The sequence below is a fragment of the Mycolicibacterium diernhoferi genome, from assembly GCF_019456655.1.
Classification (GTDB): domain Bacteria; phylum Actinomycetota; class Actinomycetes; order Mycobacteriales; family Mycobacteriaceae; genus Mycobacterium; species Mycobacterium diernhoferi.
The window spans coordinates 5656285-5673231 of record NZ_CP080332.1; the positions used below are offsets into that span (position 1 = coordinate 5656285).

Here is a 16947-nt window from a genome sequence, read left to right on the forward strand (position 1 = left end):
CAACCCCAGAAATGCGCCAGCTAACTCTGGTCGATGCGCTTGGCGCCCAGTTCGTTCTGCAGGAGTTCGATCGCCACTTCCTCCGGATCGCGGCGCACCACATCCGAGGTGTCGCTGCTGGCCTCGGCCAGCATGCGCTCCTCCTCGGCTTCCCGGTCCTGCCGCGGCGCCGGACCGGCGTCCGAGGGTGCCGGTTCCCCGGAGTCCGGCACGCACCGGATCTGCCAGTTGACCCCGAGAGCGTCCTTGAGCGCTTCCCGGATGACGTCGGTGTTGCGCTGCTCGCTGAGTCGCCGGGCCAGCGGCGGCGCCCGGTGGCTGAGCACCAGGGTGTCGCCGTCCAGCGCCCGGACGATCGCGTCCGCGAGCATGGCGTTGACCGGCTTGCTGCGGGCATTCACCTTCTCGCGCACGGTGTCCCACATCGCACGAACCGCGGCGGCATCCGGCTGGCCGACCGCCGGGGCGGGCGGCGCCGCGGCCGGCGGCGGGACCGGCTCGGGTTCGGGGACCGGCGGCGGGGTCGGCGCCACCGGCTCGGGTGCCGGGGCGGGCTCGGGCTGCGGGAGTGGCCGCGGCTGCGGCACGGGCGTCGGTGGGGGCGTCGGAACGGGCGCCGACGGAGGTGCCGGGGCGGGCTCGGGCGGGGGTGCCGGGGCGGGCTCGGGCGGGGATGCCGGCGCGGATTCGGCCGCAGCCTGCGCCCTGCTCGCCCGGACGAACTGCCGAGCCGGGATCGGCGCGGTGGCCTGCGGCACGGCGCCATCGCCGGGGATGGCCATGTCCAGCCTGGTCTCGATCCGCTCGATACGTTGCAGCAGAGCCGATTCGGTGTCGTGCGCCGAGGGCAGCAGCAGCCGGGCGCACACCACCTCGAGCAGCAGCCGCGGAGCGGTGGCCCCGCGCATCTCGCCGAGACCCGCGTGCACCACTTCCGCATAGCGGGCCAGCGTGGCCGCACCCAGCTTGCCGGCCTGCTCACGCATCCGATCCAGCACACCGTCCGGGGCGTCCACCACCCCACGGTCGGCGGCATCCGGAACCGCTTGCAGCACAATGAGATCGCGGAAACGCTCCAGCAGATCGGTGGCGAACCGGCGCGGATCGTGTCCGGCGTCGATCACCGACTCCACCGCCCCGAACAACGCCTCGGCATCGCCGGCGGCCAGCGCGTCGACCGCCTCGTCGATCAGCGCGACGTCGGTCGCCCCCAGCAGGGACAGCGCCCGCTGGTAGACGACGTGGTTGTTGTCGGCGCCGGCGACCAGTTGGTCGAGCACCGACAGGCTGTCGCGCGGGGATCCGCCGCCGGCGCGGATCACCAGCGGGTAGACGGCGTCCTCCACGGTGACGCCCTCGTCACGACAGATCCGCTCCAGCAGGGTGCGCATCGTCTTGGGCGCCAGCAGCCGGAACGGGTAGTGATGGGTGCGGGACCGGATGGTGGGCAGCACCTTCTCCGGCTCGGTGGTGGCGAACACGAAGATCAGGTGGTCCGGCGGCTCCTCGACGATCTTGAGCAGCGCGTTGAAGCCCGCGTTGGTGACCATGTGGGCCTCATCGATGATGAAGATGCGGTACCGCGACTGGGCCGGCGCGTAGAACGCGCGGTCGCGCAGTTCACGGGTGTCGTCCACACCACCGTGGCTGGCCGCGTCCAGTTCGGACACGTCCACATTGCCCGGGCCGTTGGGCGCCAGCGCCACACACGAGTCGCACACCCCACACGGGGTCGGGGTGGGGCCCTGCTCGCAGTTCAGCGAGCGGGCCAGGATGCGCGCCGACGACGTCTTGCCGCAGCCGCGCGGCCCGGAGAACAGGTACGCGTGGTTGATGCGTCCGGCGGACAGCGCCGTCGACAACGGCGCGGTGACATGCTCCTGGCCGACGACCTCGGCGAAGCTTGCGGGTCGGTACTTCCGGTAGAGCGCCACGGTCAGCAGGTTACCGAGTGGCGCCGACGTGCGAGGCGGTCAGTCACGTGCCAGCAGCGATTCGGTGGCCGCCAGCAGCGCGCACGTCGACAGACCGTCGATGGCGGACCGCAGGTCGGACTCCGCCGGGAAACTCGGCGCGATCCGGATGTTCTTGTCGTCTGGGTCGATGCCATACGGGAACGACGCCCCCGCCGCGGTGACCGCGATGCCGGCGTCCTTGGCGAGCGCAACCGTGCGCTTCGCGGTACCGGGCAGCACATCGAGGCTGACGAAATATCCGCCCTTGGGGTCGGTCCAGGACGCGATCTTGGACGCGTCCAGGCGGTCGGCCAGGATCTCGGCGACGAGGGCGAACTTGGGTGCCAGGAGGTCCCGGTGGCGCTGCATGTGCGAGCGGACACCGTCGGCGTCACCGAAGAACCGCAGGTGACGAAGCTGGTTCACCTTGTCCGGGCCGATCGACTTCTTGCCCGCGTGCTTGAGGTACCAGGCGAGGTTCTCCGCCGAGGCACCGAAGAAGCTCACCCCGGCACCGGCGAAGGTCATCTTGGAGGTGGAGGCGAACACCAGTGGCCGGTTCGGGTTGCCCGCGGCCGCGGCCAGTCCCAGCACGTCGATCGGCTCGACGAAGTCGGGCGTGATGGTGTGCACCGCGTAGGCGTTGTCCCAGAACAGCCGGAAGTCCGGCGCCGCGGTCTTCATCTGCATCAGCCGCGCAACGACGTCCGGCGAGTAGGTGGTGCCGGTCGGGTTCGCGTAGACCGGCACACACCACATGCCCCGGACGGCCGGGTCGGCGGCGACGAGTTCCTCGATGAGGTCGACGTCGGGCCCGTTCTCGCGCAGCGGCACCGGGAGCATCTCGATGCCGAAGCTCTCGGTGATGGCGAAGTGCCGGTCGTAGCCCGGTGCCGGGCAGAGAAATTTCACGCCCGGCTCCGCCGACCACGGGCGCGGCGAGTCCACACCACCGTGCAGCAGCGAGAACACCACCGTGTCGTGCATGAACTCCAGGCTGGCGTTGTTCCCCGCGATCAGGTTGGCGACCGGGATGCCGAGCAGTTCGCCGAAGATCGCGCGCAGCTCGGGCAGGCCCTGCAGACCGCCGTAGTTGCGGGTATCGGTGCCGTCACCGTCGCGGAAGTCCTCCCGCCCGGGCAGCTCGAGCAGCCCGTTGGACAGGTCCAGCTGAGCCGGGGACGGTTTACCGCGCGTCAGGTCGAGGGCGAGACCTTTGGCCTGTAGCTCGGCGTAGTTGCGCTGTTGCAACTCGTGCTGAACCGACAGTTCGTCGCGGCTCAGTGACTCGAACGACGGCGACTCAAACGACACGGTGGACCTTTCACGCGAAGCCGCGAACCCAGGTAGTCAGAAAAACGGTGCTCAACACGTAAGGGGACCCCGCGCACCCGCCAGAGCCCATTGACCCTTGCTGCCTTCCGGCCCTGGGGGAGTTCACAGGATGGACGCCGCGCGGGGTCCGGTGACCGAGTGTAGTCCCCCGCCCCGAGAGACAGCGGAGCGACCGGGCATGTACCCCGGCTGGTCGGGGCACTCCTGTCGGTCGGTTAGGATTGCCGACGGAGGATTCGCCTAGTGGCCTATGGCGCTCGCCTGGAACGCGGGTTGGGTTAATAGCCCTCAGGGGTTCAAATCCCCTATCCTCCGCAGTTGGTCCGGGGCGTGACCGAAGATCGACCAGGTCACGCCCCGGGACCACAAATCGTCGAGGAGGACTATGCGGCGCGGTATCGCATCGCTATGGCACGCGTCATCGCTGGTACTCGCCGGGGTTCTCTTCTTCCTATTCGTTCTGCCGCGCTGGTTCGAGCTGACCGGACAGTGGCCGGTTGCCCTGGGTACCGTGATGCGCATCGTGTGCGGCCTGCTCATCGGCCTCACCGCGTTGCCCGTCGTGCTGACGCTGGTCCGCACCCGCAAGCCCGAACTCGGTACGCCGACGTTGGCCCTCTCGCTGCGGGTCTGGTCGATCGTCGGCCACCTTGCCGCCGCGGTGTTGATCCTCGGCGCCGCGATCAGTGAGATCTGGCTGGATCTCGACGACGCCGGCCAATGGCTGTTCGGCATCTACGGAGCGGCCGCCGCGATTGCCCTGCTCGGCGCATTCGCCTTCTATCTGGCGTTCGTGGCCGAATTGCCGCCGCCGCCGCCGAAACCGCTCAAGGTCAAGGCCGAGAAGCCGAGCACGAGCACCGAAGTGCAGCTCACCGAACCGGCCGAGACCGACGAGACCACGGAATCCGCAGAGGCCGACGAGCCCGCCGAAACCGCAGACGACGAGGCCGACGCCGAAACCGAATCTGCCGAAGAAACCGATCCTGACGAGGGCAAACTGCGCAACCACCGGCCGTCCGGGAAGACCCGCCGCACCCGCACCCGCGGCGGCGTCGCCACCGACAATTGACGCGCCGGGCGACTTTGACGTCGACAGGTCGCCGCGACCCCGTCAAGATTGAGGTGACACCTCCGGCGCGCGGAAGGCGGCGAATGCGCAAGGTCCTCTCTTGGTGGTGGCTCACCGCCCTGTTCACCGCGTTCGCTGCGGTCCTGCTGGTCGCCCCGGCCACGGCCGCCGCCGATCCCGCGGCACTGGCCGTGGCCGCCGATCAGGTCGAGCCCTCGGTGGTGCGGTTGGACACCGTCGTCGACTACCAACACGTGATGGGCACCGGCACCGGCTTCGTGATCGACGGCGCCGGCCAGGTCCTGACCAACCACCACGTCGTGCAGGGCGCCGACGTCATCACCGCGGTGGTGGGCGGGCGCTCCTTCGACGCCGACATCCTCGGTTACGACCGCGGCCGCGATATCGCGGTGCTCCAGCTGCGCGGGGCGGGTGGGCTGCCGGTGGCGGCGCTGGGCGACTCCACCCGCATCGCCATCGGAGATCCGGTGATCGCGATCGGCAATGCCCGCGGCAGCAACAGCCCACTGACCAGGGAACCCGGCACCATCACTGCGCTCGGCCGCACCATCAGCGCCGAAGATGAGCTGACCGGCGCCAAGACACAGATGTCCGGTCTCTTCGAGATCGCCGCGCCGGTGCGGTCCGGCGACTCCGGTGGACCGGTGATCAACGCCGCCGGGCAGGTCATCGGCGTGACCACCGCGGCGACGATAAATTTCCAGACCGGCCCGGGCGGCGAGGGCTTCGCGATCCCCATCAACGAGGCGATGGCCATCGCCGGTCAGATCCGGTCCCGCACGCCGTCGGACACCGTGCACATCGGTCCGCCCACCCTGCTCGGTGTCGGGGTGAGCAGCGCCGAACAGCACTCGGCCTTCCCCGGTGTCCTCGTGCACGAAGTACTGCGCGGCGGGCCCGCAGAACTGGCCGGCCTGGCCAACGGCGACGTCATCCTGACCATCGACGGGACACCGATCGAGTCCGCCGCGGGCCTGACCCAGGTCCTGGATCGGCACTACCCCGGCGACGTCATCGAGCTGACCTGGGTCGACCGGGCGGGCCAACACAGGACCGGAAAAACCACGCTGGGCGCGGGCGCGTGAACACGCCGGAACCGCGACACGCCCGCTGAATCAGGCCGGGCACGCCGTTCTGCAAGAAATATTTTCGTATTCTACGGCCGCGTCGAATTAGTCCTGCGGGCGTTGCTCACGCAACCGTCGGCGACAAAATGTGACGTATTCGTCAAATTCCGCACCCCGTCTTCACGGCGGCCCGCTTCATGTGGCAATGTAGGCAACGGCTGTTGTCATTATCGTGACGATCGGCCGTGAGAACAGTCGCCGACACCGCACACTCGTTGCAGCATTTCCGTGCGATCGACGGCCCGACCGCACGTCACGCCTATTTTGGCAACCGCGGGCGGCCCGACCCGGCTTGCGGTTCGGCATCCGCGATACCCGCGAACGCCCGCCGCGGTGTCCGCGGGGAACTCGATTCATTCTTCAATCCCGCACGGCCATAAGCGCTTTCGTGCGATCCCGGCATCGGCGACAGTCACCGCGGATCACTCCTCCGGTTTACCGCGCCGCCGCACGCCGACCGCCGGGCCGACCGGTGGCCCGGCCCGCAAACGCACCCGTGATTTCCGCAGGATCCAGTCCGGCCCGGACCGTCGATCCGGTCCGCAACCACCGGGTGACCCGGGCCGCGACGGCTAATGCCGATGCGGGCACCTGGCAACGCTCACCGAACCCACCCGGGTTGCCCCCGGCAGGGCGGCCGAGTTTTATTACACCTACGTCAGTTAGTTGCGGGAGCAACGGACCCCCCCGTTGCTGGATGGCCCGGAAGGCCGCTGACCTGCAGATTGTCCATCCACAGCCGTCCGAGGAAAGCCTTTCCGGCGCCGCGCTTCGGCGTTACATTGACTCCACGAATTGCGGATCGCAGCTGTGCACGAGCAACAGTCTGTCCCGCGCCCGGCAAGGGGAGACATTGTGGTCGAAACCGTCGTAGCGGCTTATCTGATCGGATGGGTGATCAGCGCGGTGGGCATCTTCGTCGCCAGCAGGAGAGTGGGCGGCCACGACCCGGTGCCGTTTCAGTTCGTCCTCAGCGCCGCCGCCGGCGCACTGTGGCCGCTGTTGATTCTGGGCGCCGTCGAGTTCAGCTCGGTGGCCGCGGCATCGAGCGCTGCCGCGCACCTGGATGCCCCGCAACACCGTCTTCTGGCCAGCGCCCCGGTCGTGCCGCTGCGCTGACCTCCCCGCCCGGTCAGCCGTTCTTGACCGGGTTTCCGTCCTCGTCCCAATTCTCGGCGACCTTCTTGCTCGGCTGCACCCGTGGCGGCTCCCCCGGCATCTTCGGGTAGCTCGGCGGATACGGCATATCTCCCAGGCCACGGTCTTCGTCGGCCTTCACCATGTCGAGCAGGACCTGGATCGACTGCGCGTCATCATCGATGCCCGCCCAGGGGTCGGGCCGGCCCGCGATGAAGTCCGGCACCGTGGCGATCGTGTAATCGTCGGGGTCGGCAGAACTCAACTCCGACCACGCCAGCGGTGTCGACACGGTGGCGATCGGCGTCTTGCGCGCCGAGTACGCCGAGGCGAACGTGCGGTCGCGGGCGTTCTGGTTGTAATCGATGAACAGCCGCTTGCCGCGTTCCTCCTTCCACCAGGAGGTGGTGACCGCCTCGGGAGCGCGCCGCTCGACCTCACGCGCCAGCGCGATGCCCGCCCGGCGCACCGCGATGAAGTCCCAGTCGGTGGCGATACGCAGGAACACGTGCACACCGCGCCCGCCGGAGGTCTTCGGATAGCCCACCAGGCCCAGCTCGTCCAGCAGTGGTTTGAGGACATCGACGGCCACGGCGGCGGCCTCGGCGAATCCGGTGCCGGGCTGCGGATCCAGGTCGATGCGCAGTTCGTCGGGATGCTCGGTGTCCGGGCAGCGCACCTGCCACGGGTGCAGCGTCACCGAGCCCATCTGGGCGGCCCACGCGATGGCCGACGGGTGGGTGATCTTGAGCGCGTCGGCGGTGCGTCCGGACGGGAAGGTCACGGTGCAGGTCTGCAGATAGTCCGGGTGCTTCTGCGGCACGCGCTTCTGATAGATCTCCTCGCCGTCGATGCCGTCCGGGAAGCGCTGCAGGTGAACCGGTCTGTCCCGCAACAGGTTCACCATCCGGTCGGCAACCGCGAGGTAGTAGTCGAACAGCGCCCCCTTGGTGCCCTGGGCGCCGAGTTCGGGAAAATACGGTTTGTCGCGGTTGGTCAGCCGCACCAGTACGCCGTCGACGTCGATCTCTTCGGCCTTGCTCGCCATCAGTTCTTCTCCAGCACGTCGGACAGGTCGTAGTTCAGCGGCACGTCCAACTGGGCGAACGTGCAACTGTCCGGATCCCGGTCCGGGCGCCAGCGCAGGAATTTCACCGCATGCCGGAATCGTTGTGCACCCGGTCCATTCCCTTCCATCTGGTCATAGGCCACCTCGCATACCCGCTCCGGACGCACCGGAATCCAGCGTTTGTCCGCCGCGGAGTTCCACCGGCTCGGTTCGCCGTCGCGGACGTCGTCACCGATCCGCAACGGCTCCAGATCGGCCAGCAGCGACAATCGTGCCTTGGCGGTGAAAGATGCCGCGCCGCCCACCATCTGCAACTCCCCGTCCTCGCGGTACAGGCCGAGCAGGATCGACCCGATGCCCTCCCCACTCTTGTGGACGCGGTACCCGATGGCCACGCAGTCGGCGTCGCGGTGGTGTTTGACCTTCACCATCTCGCGCTTTCCCGGCAGATAGGGCCCATCCAGGCGCTTGGCGATCACCCCGTCCAGACCGGCCCCCTCGAACTCCTGCAGCCATTGCGCGCCGAGCGCAGGGTCCTCGGTGGTCCGGGTGACATGACACCAGGACTTCTGGTCGATGCAGTCCAGCAACCCCTGGCGCCGCGCCCTGAACGGCTCGCCCAGCAGTGACCGGTCACCGACGGCCAGCGCGTCGAAACCGATGAAGTGCGCAGGGGTTTCCGCGGCCAGCCGGTCGATGCGACTCTGCGCGGGGTGGATCCGCTGGCTCAGCGACTCCCAGTCCAGCCGGGTGCGCCCGTCGAAGTCGCGGGGCACCACGATCTCCCCGTCCAGCACGCACCGGTCGGCGAGTTCATCGCGCACCGCCGCGATCACCTCGGGAAAGTACCGGCCCAGATCCTTGCCGCTGCGCGACAGCAGCACCACGTCGTCACCGTCGCGGAAGACCAGGGCGCGGAAGCCGTCCCATTTGGGTTCGAAGGACCACACCCCCGCCTCGGTCGGCACCTTCGTCTGCGCCTTGGCCAGCATCGGCTCCAGCGGCGGCCGTACGGGCAGGTCCACGCCTCACTCCTTGGTCGTCGGTCCCCACTTGGACCTCCACATCACCACAAACTCATCGCAGCCACCGGCGATTACCCGGCACACGAGTGGTTGACACGCCCGAACTGCGTCAATTTGAATGACCGGGTGCGACTGATCACACTGAGCGGGATGGCCGGCACACTCGCGCTCTCGGCGCTCGTCTGCTTTCCGACCGCTGCAGCGGCACAACCCGAGCCGGATGATCGGTACGCGAACTCCGAGTGCTTCTACAGCCTCACTGCGCCGGCGGCAGTGACGTTGCCGGGTGGTGGACAGGCGGTCTCCACCGAGATCGGGATGACCCACTGCACGGGCCTGGCCCAGTCGGTGCGGACCACGGCATGCGTCGCCCGTCCCGGCGACAGCGGGTACTGCACCACCAAGAACGGGTATGTGAACAGCGCGGCTCACGCGCCGGGCGCACCCAGCGGGAGCTACACGGCGACCGGCGAAGGGTGCTACCGCCTGCGCTCGGATCTTGCGCTGGTGTGTGTGCCCGCAGGACCCGTCTCGGCCACGTTCTAGTTCCCAATCTCCGCGCCGCAGAACGTGATCAACTACCCGGCGGCACCAGCATGTCCTCCAGCGTGCGTTCCGCCGGTGCGGTGGCGGTCAGGTCTCCCTGTCTGTGCAGCCGCCCGTCGGGTCCGATATAGGTGCCCGTGGCCGGATCGTATGGCGCGACCGCGACCGCGATCGGTGGAGGTGACTGCTGCGCCGGGGCCGGCGGTGGCCGGTGCGGGACGTCCTGACCGGACAGGGTCGCGTTCGGGTCGCCCTTCCAGCTGAGCCCGTCGTTCAACGGCACGTACTCTTCGTCGCTCTCGCATATCCGGGCCGTCGGGGCCCGTTTGCCCGGGCGACCGATGCAGGGATAGTTACGCGCGCCGCGGACGTTGAACATCGCGTCCTGCGGGATCCGGCAGTAGAGGTCGTCCTCCGTGCGTTCCGGGGAGTCCTCGTAGGAAGCGTCGCGCATCTGGCTCGCGGGCAGGAAGCCGGTGGTGCATGGTGGCGGCAGGTTCAGGTTCAGGTTGAAGCTCAGGAACGCGCCCTTGTAGGCCAGCTTGTTCTCCCGGTTGGCGACACCGGTGCCCTGCTGAATCTGATTACCCATGGGGATCAGCACCAGAAGCTGTTCGATGGCCGGGCTGTAGGTGACCAGGACCGGAGCGATATCGGCCAGATTCGCCATCACCACCGGCAGCGTGGGGTTCACCCGGTCGAACAGCTGACGCACCTGATCCGCTGCGGCCGGACCCTTCTGGAGCACACGCGCGACCGCACGGTCCTGCCGGTGTAGCTGCCCGGTGATGTCCGCCAGATTCGACGCCCACGCCTCGATGGAGTCCGCGGTGCCGGTCTGCGTATCGAGGATCGGCGCCACGTTGTCCACCAGACCGGTGAGATCGCGCAGGTTCGCCTTGGCGTCGATGGCCAGATTGGTCGAGCCCTTGACGAATCGCGAGATCTCGGGCCCCAGTCCCCCGAAGGCGGTGTAGGACTCGTCGATCAGGGTGCGCAGATTATCGCCGGGGATCGCCCGCAGGCCGGTGTTGGTGGCGTCGAGCAGGGTGTTGATGTCCGGCGGCACCGAGGTGCGGTCCCGGGGAATCACGTCGCCGTCGGCCAGGGGCGGCGCATCGTCGGACACCGGCAGCAGCGCGACGTACTGTTCGCCCACGGCCGATCGGCTGTGCACTTCGGCGTCGACGTCGCTGGAGATCGGCAGGTCCGAGCGGAGCGACAGCACGGCCTCCACCTCACCGGCGTCCGTCAGGATGACGTTCTCGACGAGGCCGACGGTGGTACCCCGATAGGTGACGTTGGCTCGTTCGTACAGTCCGCCGGCGTCGGGTAATTCGACGGTGACCCGGTAGTGGCCATACCCGAACAGCAGTGTGGGCAGCCGCATGTAGCCGAATGCCATGTACGCGAAGCTGACTGTGGTCACGGCGAGGAGAATCGCGATCTGAATCCAGATCCGTCGCGTCATCCGCATGTCAGCGCCCCTGGTCCATCCGGTACGGGTACACCAGCGGATTGCCCGCCGTGTACGGGCTGGGGAACACCCCGATCGTTCGGCCCCACTGCATTTCGAGCTCGGTGAGGTCACCCTCCCAGCGGGTGCCGGTGAAGATGGCGGCGTCGAGTCGGCTCAAGGTCAGGTCGATCACGGCGGTCAGGTTGCCGTAGTCACCGCGGACCCAGTTCTCCAGAGTTTCGTTGGGCCAGGGATAGGTGGCGTAGTAGCTCAGCGACCGGGTCAACGAAGGACCGGCATCCGCGAGTCCCTTCAGCGTGGGGCGCAGCTGCTTGAGCTCCTTCACCAGATTCTCCTTGGTCTGGTTGACGGTGTCGGCGGCCAGTGCGCTGAATCTCCCGAACGCGACCAGGGCGTCGGCGAGCTTGTGCCGCTGCTCCGAAAGCACCGACAGGGCATCGGGAATCGTCTTGAGCGCCCTGTCCAGGGTCGGCTTCTGCGCTGCCACCTGGCCGACCAGATTGTTCAGACTCTCCGAGGCGGAGATGATGTCCTCGGTCTGATCGTCGACGTACCTGGTGAACTCGTCGAGTTGGGTGATCAGACTCCGCAGGTCGTCCTCGCGTCCGGCGAACGCCGTGCTCAGCGCCGCGGTGATGTCCTGGATCTGGCCGATGCCGCCGCCGTTGAGGACCATCGACACCGCCGCCAGCGTCTGTTCGGTTGTGGGATAGGAACTTCCGGAGGATAGCGGGATCACCTCGCCCTGGCGGAGCCGCCCGTGGGGCGGCACATTGCGCGGCGGCGTCAGCTCGATGTGCTTGGAGCCCAACAGGCTGGTCTGCCCCACCGCGGCAGTGACGTTGGCCGGCAGGTCCACATCGCCGTTGAGCGACATCGTCACCAGCGCGTGCCAGCCGTCGCGCTCGATCCTGGTCACGTTGCCCACGGTGACATCGCCGACCCGGACCCGGGAGTTTCGCTCGATGTTGTCGACGTCGGGAATATGCGCCTGGATCGTGAACGCGTCGGGTCCGCGGCCTTCGGTGCCCGGCAGCGGAAGCGAGTTGGCGCCCTGCCACTCACATCCTGTGAGGGCCAACACGGCTCCGATCAATGCCGCCGTCACGCACCGCACCGTCATCACGGGGCACCTCCCGCCGGTACCATCATTCCCTCCAGGCCCTCGGCCGGATTCGTCGACGCGGGGACCTCCGCGGCCGGCGGCGCCGGTACCGGCGCGGGCGCAGCTGCGGGCGTATCTGCGGGTGGGGGAACGTAGTCCGGACGCAGCCAATCCTCGCTGTAGGTGATCTCGTTGGGGCGCGCGGTGGCTCCGACGAAGGGGTTGAGGCCCAGCGGCGGGAAGTTCCACTGCCGATTCTTGACGATGGGCGCCAGATACTGCACGCAGAGTTTCGCCGACTGCTCCGCGCCCAGCCGCGACGCGGCCTGGATCGCCCCGCAGATGAAGGAGATCGGGTTGGAGAAGTTTGTCAGCGCCAGCGCACCGGTGAGCGCGCCCTGCGCGGGCTCGTAGATGTTCACGAAGTTCTGGAACGCCGTCGGCGCGATGTGCAGGGTCTCCTTGAGGTCGCCGAGGCTCTGGTTCAGGGCCGTGGTGACGGAACCGAGCCGGTCCGAGGCCGTGCCGACCGCCTCGGTGTTCTGCGCCAGGAAATCCGTGACATCACCGACCACCGAATCGATATCGGCCACAGCCGATCCGACTTCGTCGGGCGTGTTGCTCAGCAGAGATGTCGCGCCGGCGAGATTGCGGTTCAGCCCGCGCAGGGTGTCGGTGCTGCTCTGCAACGCCGACACCAGGATGGACACGCTCTTGACGCTGGAGAACAGGTCGGTGCTGTGATCACCCAACGCCGAAAAGGCCTGCGACAGCTTGATCAGCGTGTCCCGGATGTTCTCACCCTCACCGCGCAGGTTGTCGGCGGCGGTGGTGACGAACGCGCCGAGCGTGCTGAATCCGCCGGGCTCGGTCGGTTGAAGTGTCTCGGTCAGCCGCCGCAGCTGCTCACGGAAGTCGTCCCACTCCACCGGGACGGCGGTCCGCTCCCCGGGGATCACCGTGCCGTCCTGCATGGTCGGGCCTGCTTCATAGGACGGGGTGAGTTGTATCGCCCGCACAGAAACCAGTGACGGCGACATGATCACCGCGTTTGCGTCCGCCGGCACCTGATGCGCGCCGTCGAACCAGAAGGTGATCTTCACCTTGTCGGTCTGCGGCTCGATCTTGTCGATCCTGCCCACCGGAACGCCGAGGATGCGCACCTCGTCACCGACGTAGATGCCGTTGCTGTTGGCGAAGTACCCGATCACGTGCACCCGGTTGACCTGGTCCGAGATCCGCACCGCAGCCACGATCCCGGCGATGAGCACCAGGGACAGGATCACCGAAAGACCCGCTCGCATATCCCGTTTCGTCACCCTCTGCCCTCCTCGGACGGTTCGCCCGGCCCGGGGATATCGATGGGGGCCGACACCGGAGGAGCCGGCACGACCGCCGGCGGTCCCGGCGGCGGCCCACCCGGCGCGGGCGCGGGCGGCGGCTCACGGTAGGGGTAGCGCGGGTCGCCCGGTTTCCCCGTGATCGCGTCGGGCAACGTGAGACGCGGTTCGCCACCCTGACCTGTGCGCGGGTACGGAACCGGCAACGCGGGCGTGCCGGGCTGGCCGACCTGAGGATCGGCCAGCTGCGAGGGCAGTAGCGTCGCGGGATCCAGGCCGAGATCGGAGAATGCGGCGTCGACGAAGGGTTGCACGAACTGGCCCGGCAACAGATTCGACAGGTACGCCTTGAAGAACGGCCCGGAGGACACCGACTCACCGAGCGACATCGCGTACTTGTTCAGCTTCTTGATGGATACCTGGATGTCCTGTTTGTGGTCGTCGAGGATCGCCAGGGCATCGTTCAACTTCTCGACCGCGGGGGTGAAGCCCTCCTGGTTCTCGGCGATGAAGCCCTTCAGCTCCTGCGCGACCGCCGACACGTGCGCCGACAGTTGGTCGAGGGCACTGCGTTGGTTTTGGAGCTGTGCCAGCAACGCATTCGCGTCCACAGTCAGGCTGACAACCTGCGTGCTGCGGTCGGACAGCACCGCGGTGGCCTCGCGCGCATTCTCCAGCAACTTCCGCAGTTCGGAGTCACGCCGGTTCAGCGTCGCCGAGAACTGGCCGACCCCGTCGACCGCCGCCTTCAGCGCGGGTGGGGTGTCCTTGAAGGTCTCGCTCAGCACCGCCAGCGATCGAGACACCTGGTCGGTGTCGAGCCCGCTGATCTGGGCGGTGATGTCACCCAGCGCGTCGGGTAGCTGGTAGGGCGCCTGGGTCCGCTCCAGCGGAATCGGCCCGTCGAGTGCCGCATCGCCGCGCGGCGTCAGTTCCAGAATCTTCGACCCCAGCAGGCTTTTCGTCTTGATGGCTGCCTCGGACCGGTCGCCCACCCGGATGCCTTTGTCGGCGTTGAACCGTACGGCCACCTGCCGTCGGTCCAGCCGGATGCTCTCCACGCGGCCGACCTCCGCACCCGAAACCTGGACGGGTGCACCGACGATGAGACCGCCGGCGTCCGCGAACATGGCGGTGTAGGACTTGTTGGTGTTGACGAAAGGGATCCGGTCGTAGTTCAGCGCGGCGACCGCGATGGCCACGACGATGCCGATGCCCACCGCGCAGAGCACCAACGGGTTCCGTTCGGAGAAGCGTCTCATCGGGGCGCGCACCTTCCCGAATCCTGGCCGGCCAGCTTGATGAACACCGGTTGTCCGCCCTTCCCGTTGACCTTCAGCACCGCATCGCACAGATAGAAGCTGAAGTAGTCGCCGTAGAGGCCGAATCGGCTCAAGGTCTGGTACTTGCTGGGCAGCGTCGACAACAGCGAGTCCAGATAGACCTTGTCACCGACGATCAGACCCGCCGTCCGGTCAGTCTCCGCGATGACCTCCTTGAAGGGCTGGCGCGCCCGCCGGAGCAGATCGGCCGTGGTGCCCGCCGCCGCGTCGGTGTAGGCGATGGAGTTGGCGATGCCCTCCTTGCTCTCCGCGAGCGTGCCGACCGTCTGCGACAGGGCCTCGACGGCTTTCGCGAACTGCGTGTTCTCCTCACCCAGGGAGCCGAGCACGGTGTTGAGATTGGTGATGACCTCGCCGATCAGTTGATCGCGGTCGCCGAGTTTGGCTGTCAGCGAGGCGGTTTGGGTGAAGAACGCATTGATGGTGTCCCCCTGCCCCTGGAACGCGCTGATCAGTTGACTGGACAGGGCGTTCACCTGGTCGGGGTCCAACGCACGGAACAGCGGCCGGAAGCCCCCGATGAGCGCGTCGAGGTCCAGCGCCGGGGAGGTCCTGGCCAGCGGGATGGTCTGCCCCGGCAGCAGCCGCCGGGCGTCGCCGGCCCCTTCCTCCAGTGCCAGGTATCGCCCGCCGATGAGATCGTCGTACCTGATGACCGCCCGGCTGCCGTGCGTCAGGACCACCGAGTCGTCCACCCCGAAGTCCACGGCGACCGTGGTGTCCGGTTGGATCACGATCTTGTCGACCTTGCCGACCTCCACGCCGCCGATCCGCACGAACTGTCCCGCCCGCAGCCCGGAGACATTGGCGAACACCGCGCTGTAGACGTTCTCCTTCTCGAACCGCAGGTTCGCGAACACCGCGAACATGGCGAACAGGAAGAAGGTGCAGACGGTGAGGAAGATCGCCAACCGCCAGACGGCCGCGCTGAGGTTGCCCGTCATCGACCCGCCCCCTGGTGTGGCTGCGGCGGTCTCGGCGTCGGCTGGGCCAGCCCCGGGTACGGCGGTACGAACGGCTCCGCCCCCGGCCTGGGCCCGGGATCGCGGGGGGCACCGGGCGGCGGCGCCGGCGGCAGGCCGGGATAGAGCGGGGTGCCGTCGGGTGCGTACTGCGGCGCGCCGTAGGGTGGGGCACCGGGGTACGGGATCGGGCCCGGCGCCGGGCCACCGTGCTGGTAACGCACGCTGGGCGGTTCGGGGATGCCCCGGGTGGTGGGGAAGAAGTTCGCCCAGCCGGGGAATCCGATGCCGGGGTTGGGCCGCCAGTCGAGTCCGGTACCCCAACCGGTGTCGGTGATCAGCTGCCGCACCGGGAAGTTGTGCGCGACGTCGGGGAGTGAACCGCAGCTCGGTTTGCCTCCCGGTCCGCCCTTGGCGCCGACGACCGGCAGGTTCTTCGGGTACTTGTAGGGGTCCTCCCCGGCCAGGATCGCGACGTCGAGGATGACCGACTTTCCGTTGCCTCCCACGATGTCCCAGCCGCCCTTCTCCAGCATGGTGGTCCCGCCCTGCAACGTGCAGGTGTAGGTGGGGCTGTACTTCTCCAGCAGACTCGTGGTCGGTTCCAGCGCGTTGATCGCGGTGGCGATGTTCCCGACGTTGGGCCCCAGCAGCGCTGTTCCGCTGTTCGCCAGGCCGGTGACGTTGAGCAGCAACGCATCCAGCGCCTGGGCGTTATCGGTGATCGTCGTGCTGGTCGTACCGAAGGAGTCCAGAATCTTCATGATGTTGCCGGCGGCGACGCCGTAGGTGTCACTGAAGGCGCGCACCGAGTTCCAGTCGTCCCGGATCACCTCGGCGCGCGGATTCAGTTGCAGCAGGACCGCGTTGGCGGCGGTGGTGGCCTCGCCGATCCGCTCACCCTGGCCGCGCAGGCCGTCAGCGAAGGCACCGAGCACGGAGTTGAGCTTGGCCGGGTCGATCTGTTCCAGGAGTTCGGTGAGATTGCCGAACACCGTGTTGACTTCGGTGCTGACGTTCTGGGACTCGATGACCGCCCCGGCCCGCAGGCGAGCCGGACTCGGATCCTCGGGATAGACGAGGTCGACATACTTGGCGCCGAACGCGGTGGTGGCACGGATCTGGGCCTGCACATTCGCCGGGATCTTGTGAGCCTGCTCGGGGAAGAGTTGCAGGGTCAGCGTCACCTCGCCGGCGCCCGGGTCGACGGCCTCCACGCGGCCCACCTGGACACCGCGCATCTTCACCTTGCCCCCGGGATCCATCACCAGTCCGGCCCGGTCGGAGGTGACGGTTACCGGCACGAAGGACCGGAACGTTCCTCGGAAGAGACTCAGGCTGACGAAGACCAGCAGCCCGATCACCACGAGCAACACCAGCGTCCACCACGCGGGATCCACCCTGCGTTCACCGTTTCGCGGTTGCATCGC

14 protein-coding genes, 1 tRNA gene and 1 other RNA gene are annotated in these 16947 nt (G+C 67.9%); 5 read left to right on the forward strand and 11 right to left on the reverse strand.

Annotated features, from left to right (window positions below):
• Positions 1-20 precede the first annotated feature (20 nt).
• The 3 genes from K0O62_RS26950 to ffs form a co-directional block, all read right to left on the reverse strand.
• Positions 21-1934, reverse strand: a complete 1914-nt coding sequence (locus K0O62_RS26950; protein ID WP_220045480.1) for a DNA polymerase III subunits gamma/tau — start codon at positions 1932-1934, stop codon at positions 21-23.
• 39 nt (positions 1935-1973) lie between these two features.
• Positions 1974-3269 carry an aspartate aminotransferase type Ic gene (locus K0O62_RS26955; RefSeq protein ID WP_073857206.1) on the reverse strand — a complete coding sequence of 432 codons (1296 nt, stop codon included), beginning with the start codon at positions 3267-3269 and terminating at the stop codon, positions 1974-1976.
• Positions 3270-3327: 58 nt separating this feature from the next.
• Positions 3328-3422, reverse strand: an RNA gene (gene ffs / locus K0O62_RS26960) — signal recognition particle sRNA small type.
• 97 nt (positions 3423-3519) lie between these two features.
• Here ffs and K0O62_RS26965 point away from each other — a divergent pair.
• The 4 genes from K0O62_RS26965 (at position 3520) to K0O62_RS26980 (ending at position 6629) form a co-directional block, all read left to right on the forward strand.
• Positions 3520-3605, forward strand: a tRNA-Ser gene (locus K0O62_RS26965).
• Between the two features lie 70 nt (positions 3606-3675).
• Positions 3676-4362: a lipid uptake coordinator LucA gene (gene lucA / locus K0O62_RS26970; RefSeq protein ID WP_073857207.1), complete on the forward strand. Its 687-nt coding sequence runs from the start codon at positions 3676-3678 to the stop codon at positions 4360-4362.
• A gap of 83 nt (positions 4363-4445) precedes the next feature.
• Complete coding sequence (locus K0O62_RS26975) at positions 4446-5468, forward strand: S1C family serine protease (protein ID WP_073857208.1); 1023 nt, start codon at positions 4446-4448, stop codon at positions 5466-5468.
• An 897-nt stretch (positions 5469-6365) separates the two neighbouring features.
• Positions 6366-6629, forward strand: a complete 264-nt coding sequence (locus K0O62_RS26980) for a hypothetical protein (RefSeq protein WP_073857209.1) — start codon at positions 6366-6368, stop codon at positions 6627-6629.
• 13 nt (positions 6630-6642) lie between these two features.
• On the opposite strand, the gene ligD is transcribed toward K0O62_RS26980, so the two are convergent.
• Together ligD and K0O62_RS26990 are read right to left on the reverse strand one after the other, a co-directional pair.
• Positions 6643-7695: a non-homologous end-joining DNA ligase gene (ligD, locus tag K0O62_RS26985; protein WP_073857210.1), complete on the reverse strand. Its 1053-nt coding sequence runs from the start codon at positions 7693-7695 to the stop codon at positions 6643-6645.
• On the reverse strand, positions 7695-8741 hold the full coding sequence (locus tag K0O62_RS26990) for an ATP-dependent DNA ligase (protein WP_073857211.1): 1047 nt from the start codon (positions 8739-8741) through the stop codon (positions 7695-7697). Before K0O62_RS26990 ends, ligD begins: the two co-directional genes overlap by 1 nt.
• A 150-nt stretch (positions 8742-8891) precedes the next feature.
• Between K0O62_RS26990 and K0O62_RS26995 the strand changes: the two genes are divergently transcribed.
• Entirely contained in the window at positions 8892-9287 is a 396-nt protein-coding gene (locus K0O62_RS26995; RefSeq protein ID WP_131817411.1) for a hypothetical protein, read from the forward strand.
• A gap of 28 nt (positions 9288-9315) precedes the next feature.
• On the opposite strand, the gene K0O62_RS27000 is transcribed toward K0O62_RS26995, so the two are convergent.
• Genes K0O62_RS27000 through K0O62_RS27025 form a run of 6 tightly spaced genes read right to left on the reverse strand, consistent with a single transcriptional unit; the run spans position 9316 to position 16944 of the window.
• Positions 9316-10764, reverse strand: a complete 1449-nt coding sequence (locus tag K0O62_RS27000) for an MCE family protein (protein WP_073857213.1) — start codon at positions 10762-10764, stop codon at positions 9316-9318.
• Between the two features lies 1 nt (position 10765).
• On the reverse strand, positions 10766-11890 hold the full coding sequence (locus K0O62_RS27005) for a virulence factor Mce family protein (RefSeq protein WP_073857214.1): 1125 nt from the start codon (positions 11888-11890) through the stop codon (positions 10766-10768).
• Positions 11890-13191, reverse strand: a complete 1302-nt coding sequence (locus K0O62_RS27010; protein ID WP_425561807.1) for an MCE family protein — start codon at positions 13189-13191, stop codon at positions 11890-11892. The genes K0O62_RS27005 and K0O62_RS27010 overlap by 1 nt, the downstream gene beginning before the upstream one ends.
• Positions 13188-14474 carry an MCE family protein gene (locus K0O62_RS27015; protein ID WP_073857362.1) on the reverse strand — a complete coding sequence of 429 codons (1287 nt, stop codon included), beginning with the start codon at positions 14472-14474 and terminating at the stop codon, positions 13188-13190. Before K0O62_RS27015 ends, K0O62_RS27010 begins: the two co-directional genes overlap by 4 nt.
• A complete protein-coding gene (locus K0O62_RS27020) occupies positions 14471-15499 on the reverse strand; it encodes an MCE family protein (RefSeq protein WP_073857216.1) in 1029 nt (342 codons plus the stop codon). The genes K0O62_RS27015 and K0O62_RS27020 overlap by 4 nt, the downstream gene beginning before the upstream one ends.
• The gene (locus tag K0O62_RS27025) at positions 15496-16944 is read right to left on the reverse strand and encodes an MCE family protein (RefSeq protein WP_073857217.1); all 1449 of its coding nucleotides are present in this window, start codon (positions 16942-16944) and stop codon (positions 15496-15498) included. Before K0O62_RS27025 ends, K0O62_RS27020 begins: the two co-directional genes overlap by 4 nt.
• Positions 16945-16947 lie beyond the last annotated feature (3 nt).

Excerpts from the sequence above, each read along its gene's own strand:
- K0O62_RS26995 (WP_131817411.1), top strand. The coding sequence starts at position 8,892 with ATGGCCGGCACACTCGCGCTCTCGGCGCTCGTCTGCTTTCCGACCGCT.
- K0O62_RS27020 (WP_073857216.1), bottom strand. The coding sequence starts at position 15,499 with ATGACGGGCAACCTCAGCGCGGCCGTCTGGCGGTTGGCGATCTTCCTC.
- K0O62_RS27025 (WP_073857217.1), bottom strand. The coding sequence starts at position 16,944 with ATGCAACCGCGAAACGGTGAACGCAGGGTGGATCCCGCGTGGTGGACG.
- lucA (WP_073857207.1), top strand. The coding sequence starts at position 3,676 with ATGCGGCGCGGTATCGCATCGCTATGGCACGCGTCATCGCTGGTACTC.
- K0O62_RS27000 (WP_073857213.1), bottom strand. The coding sequence starts at position 10,764 with ATGCGGATGACGCGACGGATCTGGATTCAGATCGCGATTCTCCTCGCC.
- K0O62_RS26975 (WP_073857208.1), top strand. The coding sequence starts at position 4,446 with ATGCGCAAGGTCCTCTCTTGGTGGTGGCTCACCGCCCTGTTCACCGCG.
- ligD (WP_073857210.1), bottom strand. The coding sequence starts at position 7,695 with ATGGCGAGCAAGGCCGAAGAGATCGACGTCGACGGCGTACTGGTGCGG.
- K0O62_RS27015 (WP_073857362.1), bottom strand. The coding sequence starts at position 14,474 with ATGAGACGCTTCTCCGAACGGAACCCGTTGGTGCTCTGCGCGGTGGGC.
- K0O62_RS27005 (WP_073857214.1), bottom strand. The coding sequence starts at position 11,890 with ATGACGGTGCGGTGCGTGACGGCGGCATTGATCGGAGCCGTGTTGGCC.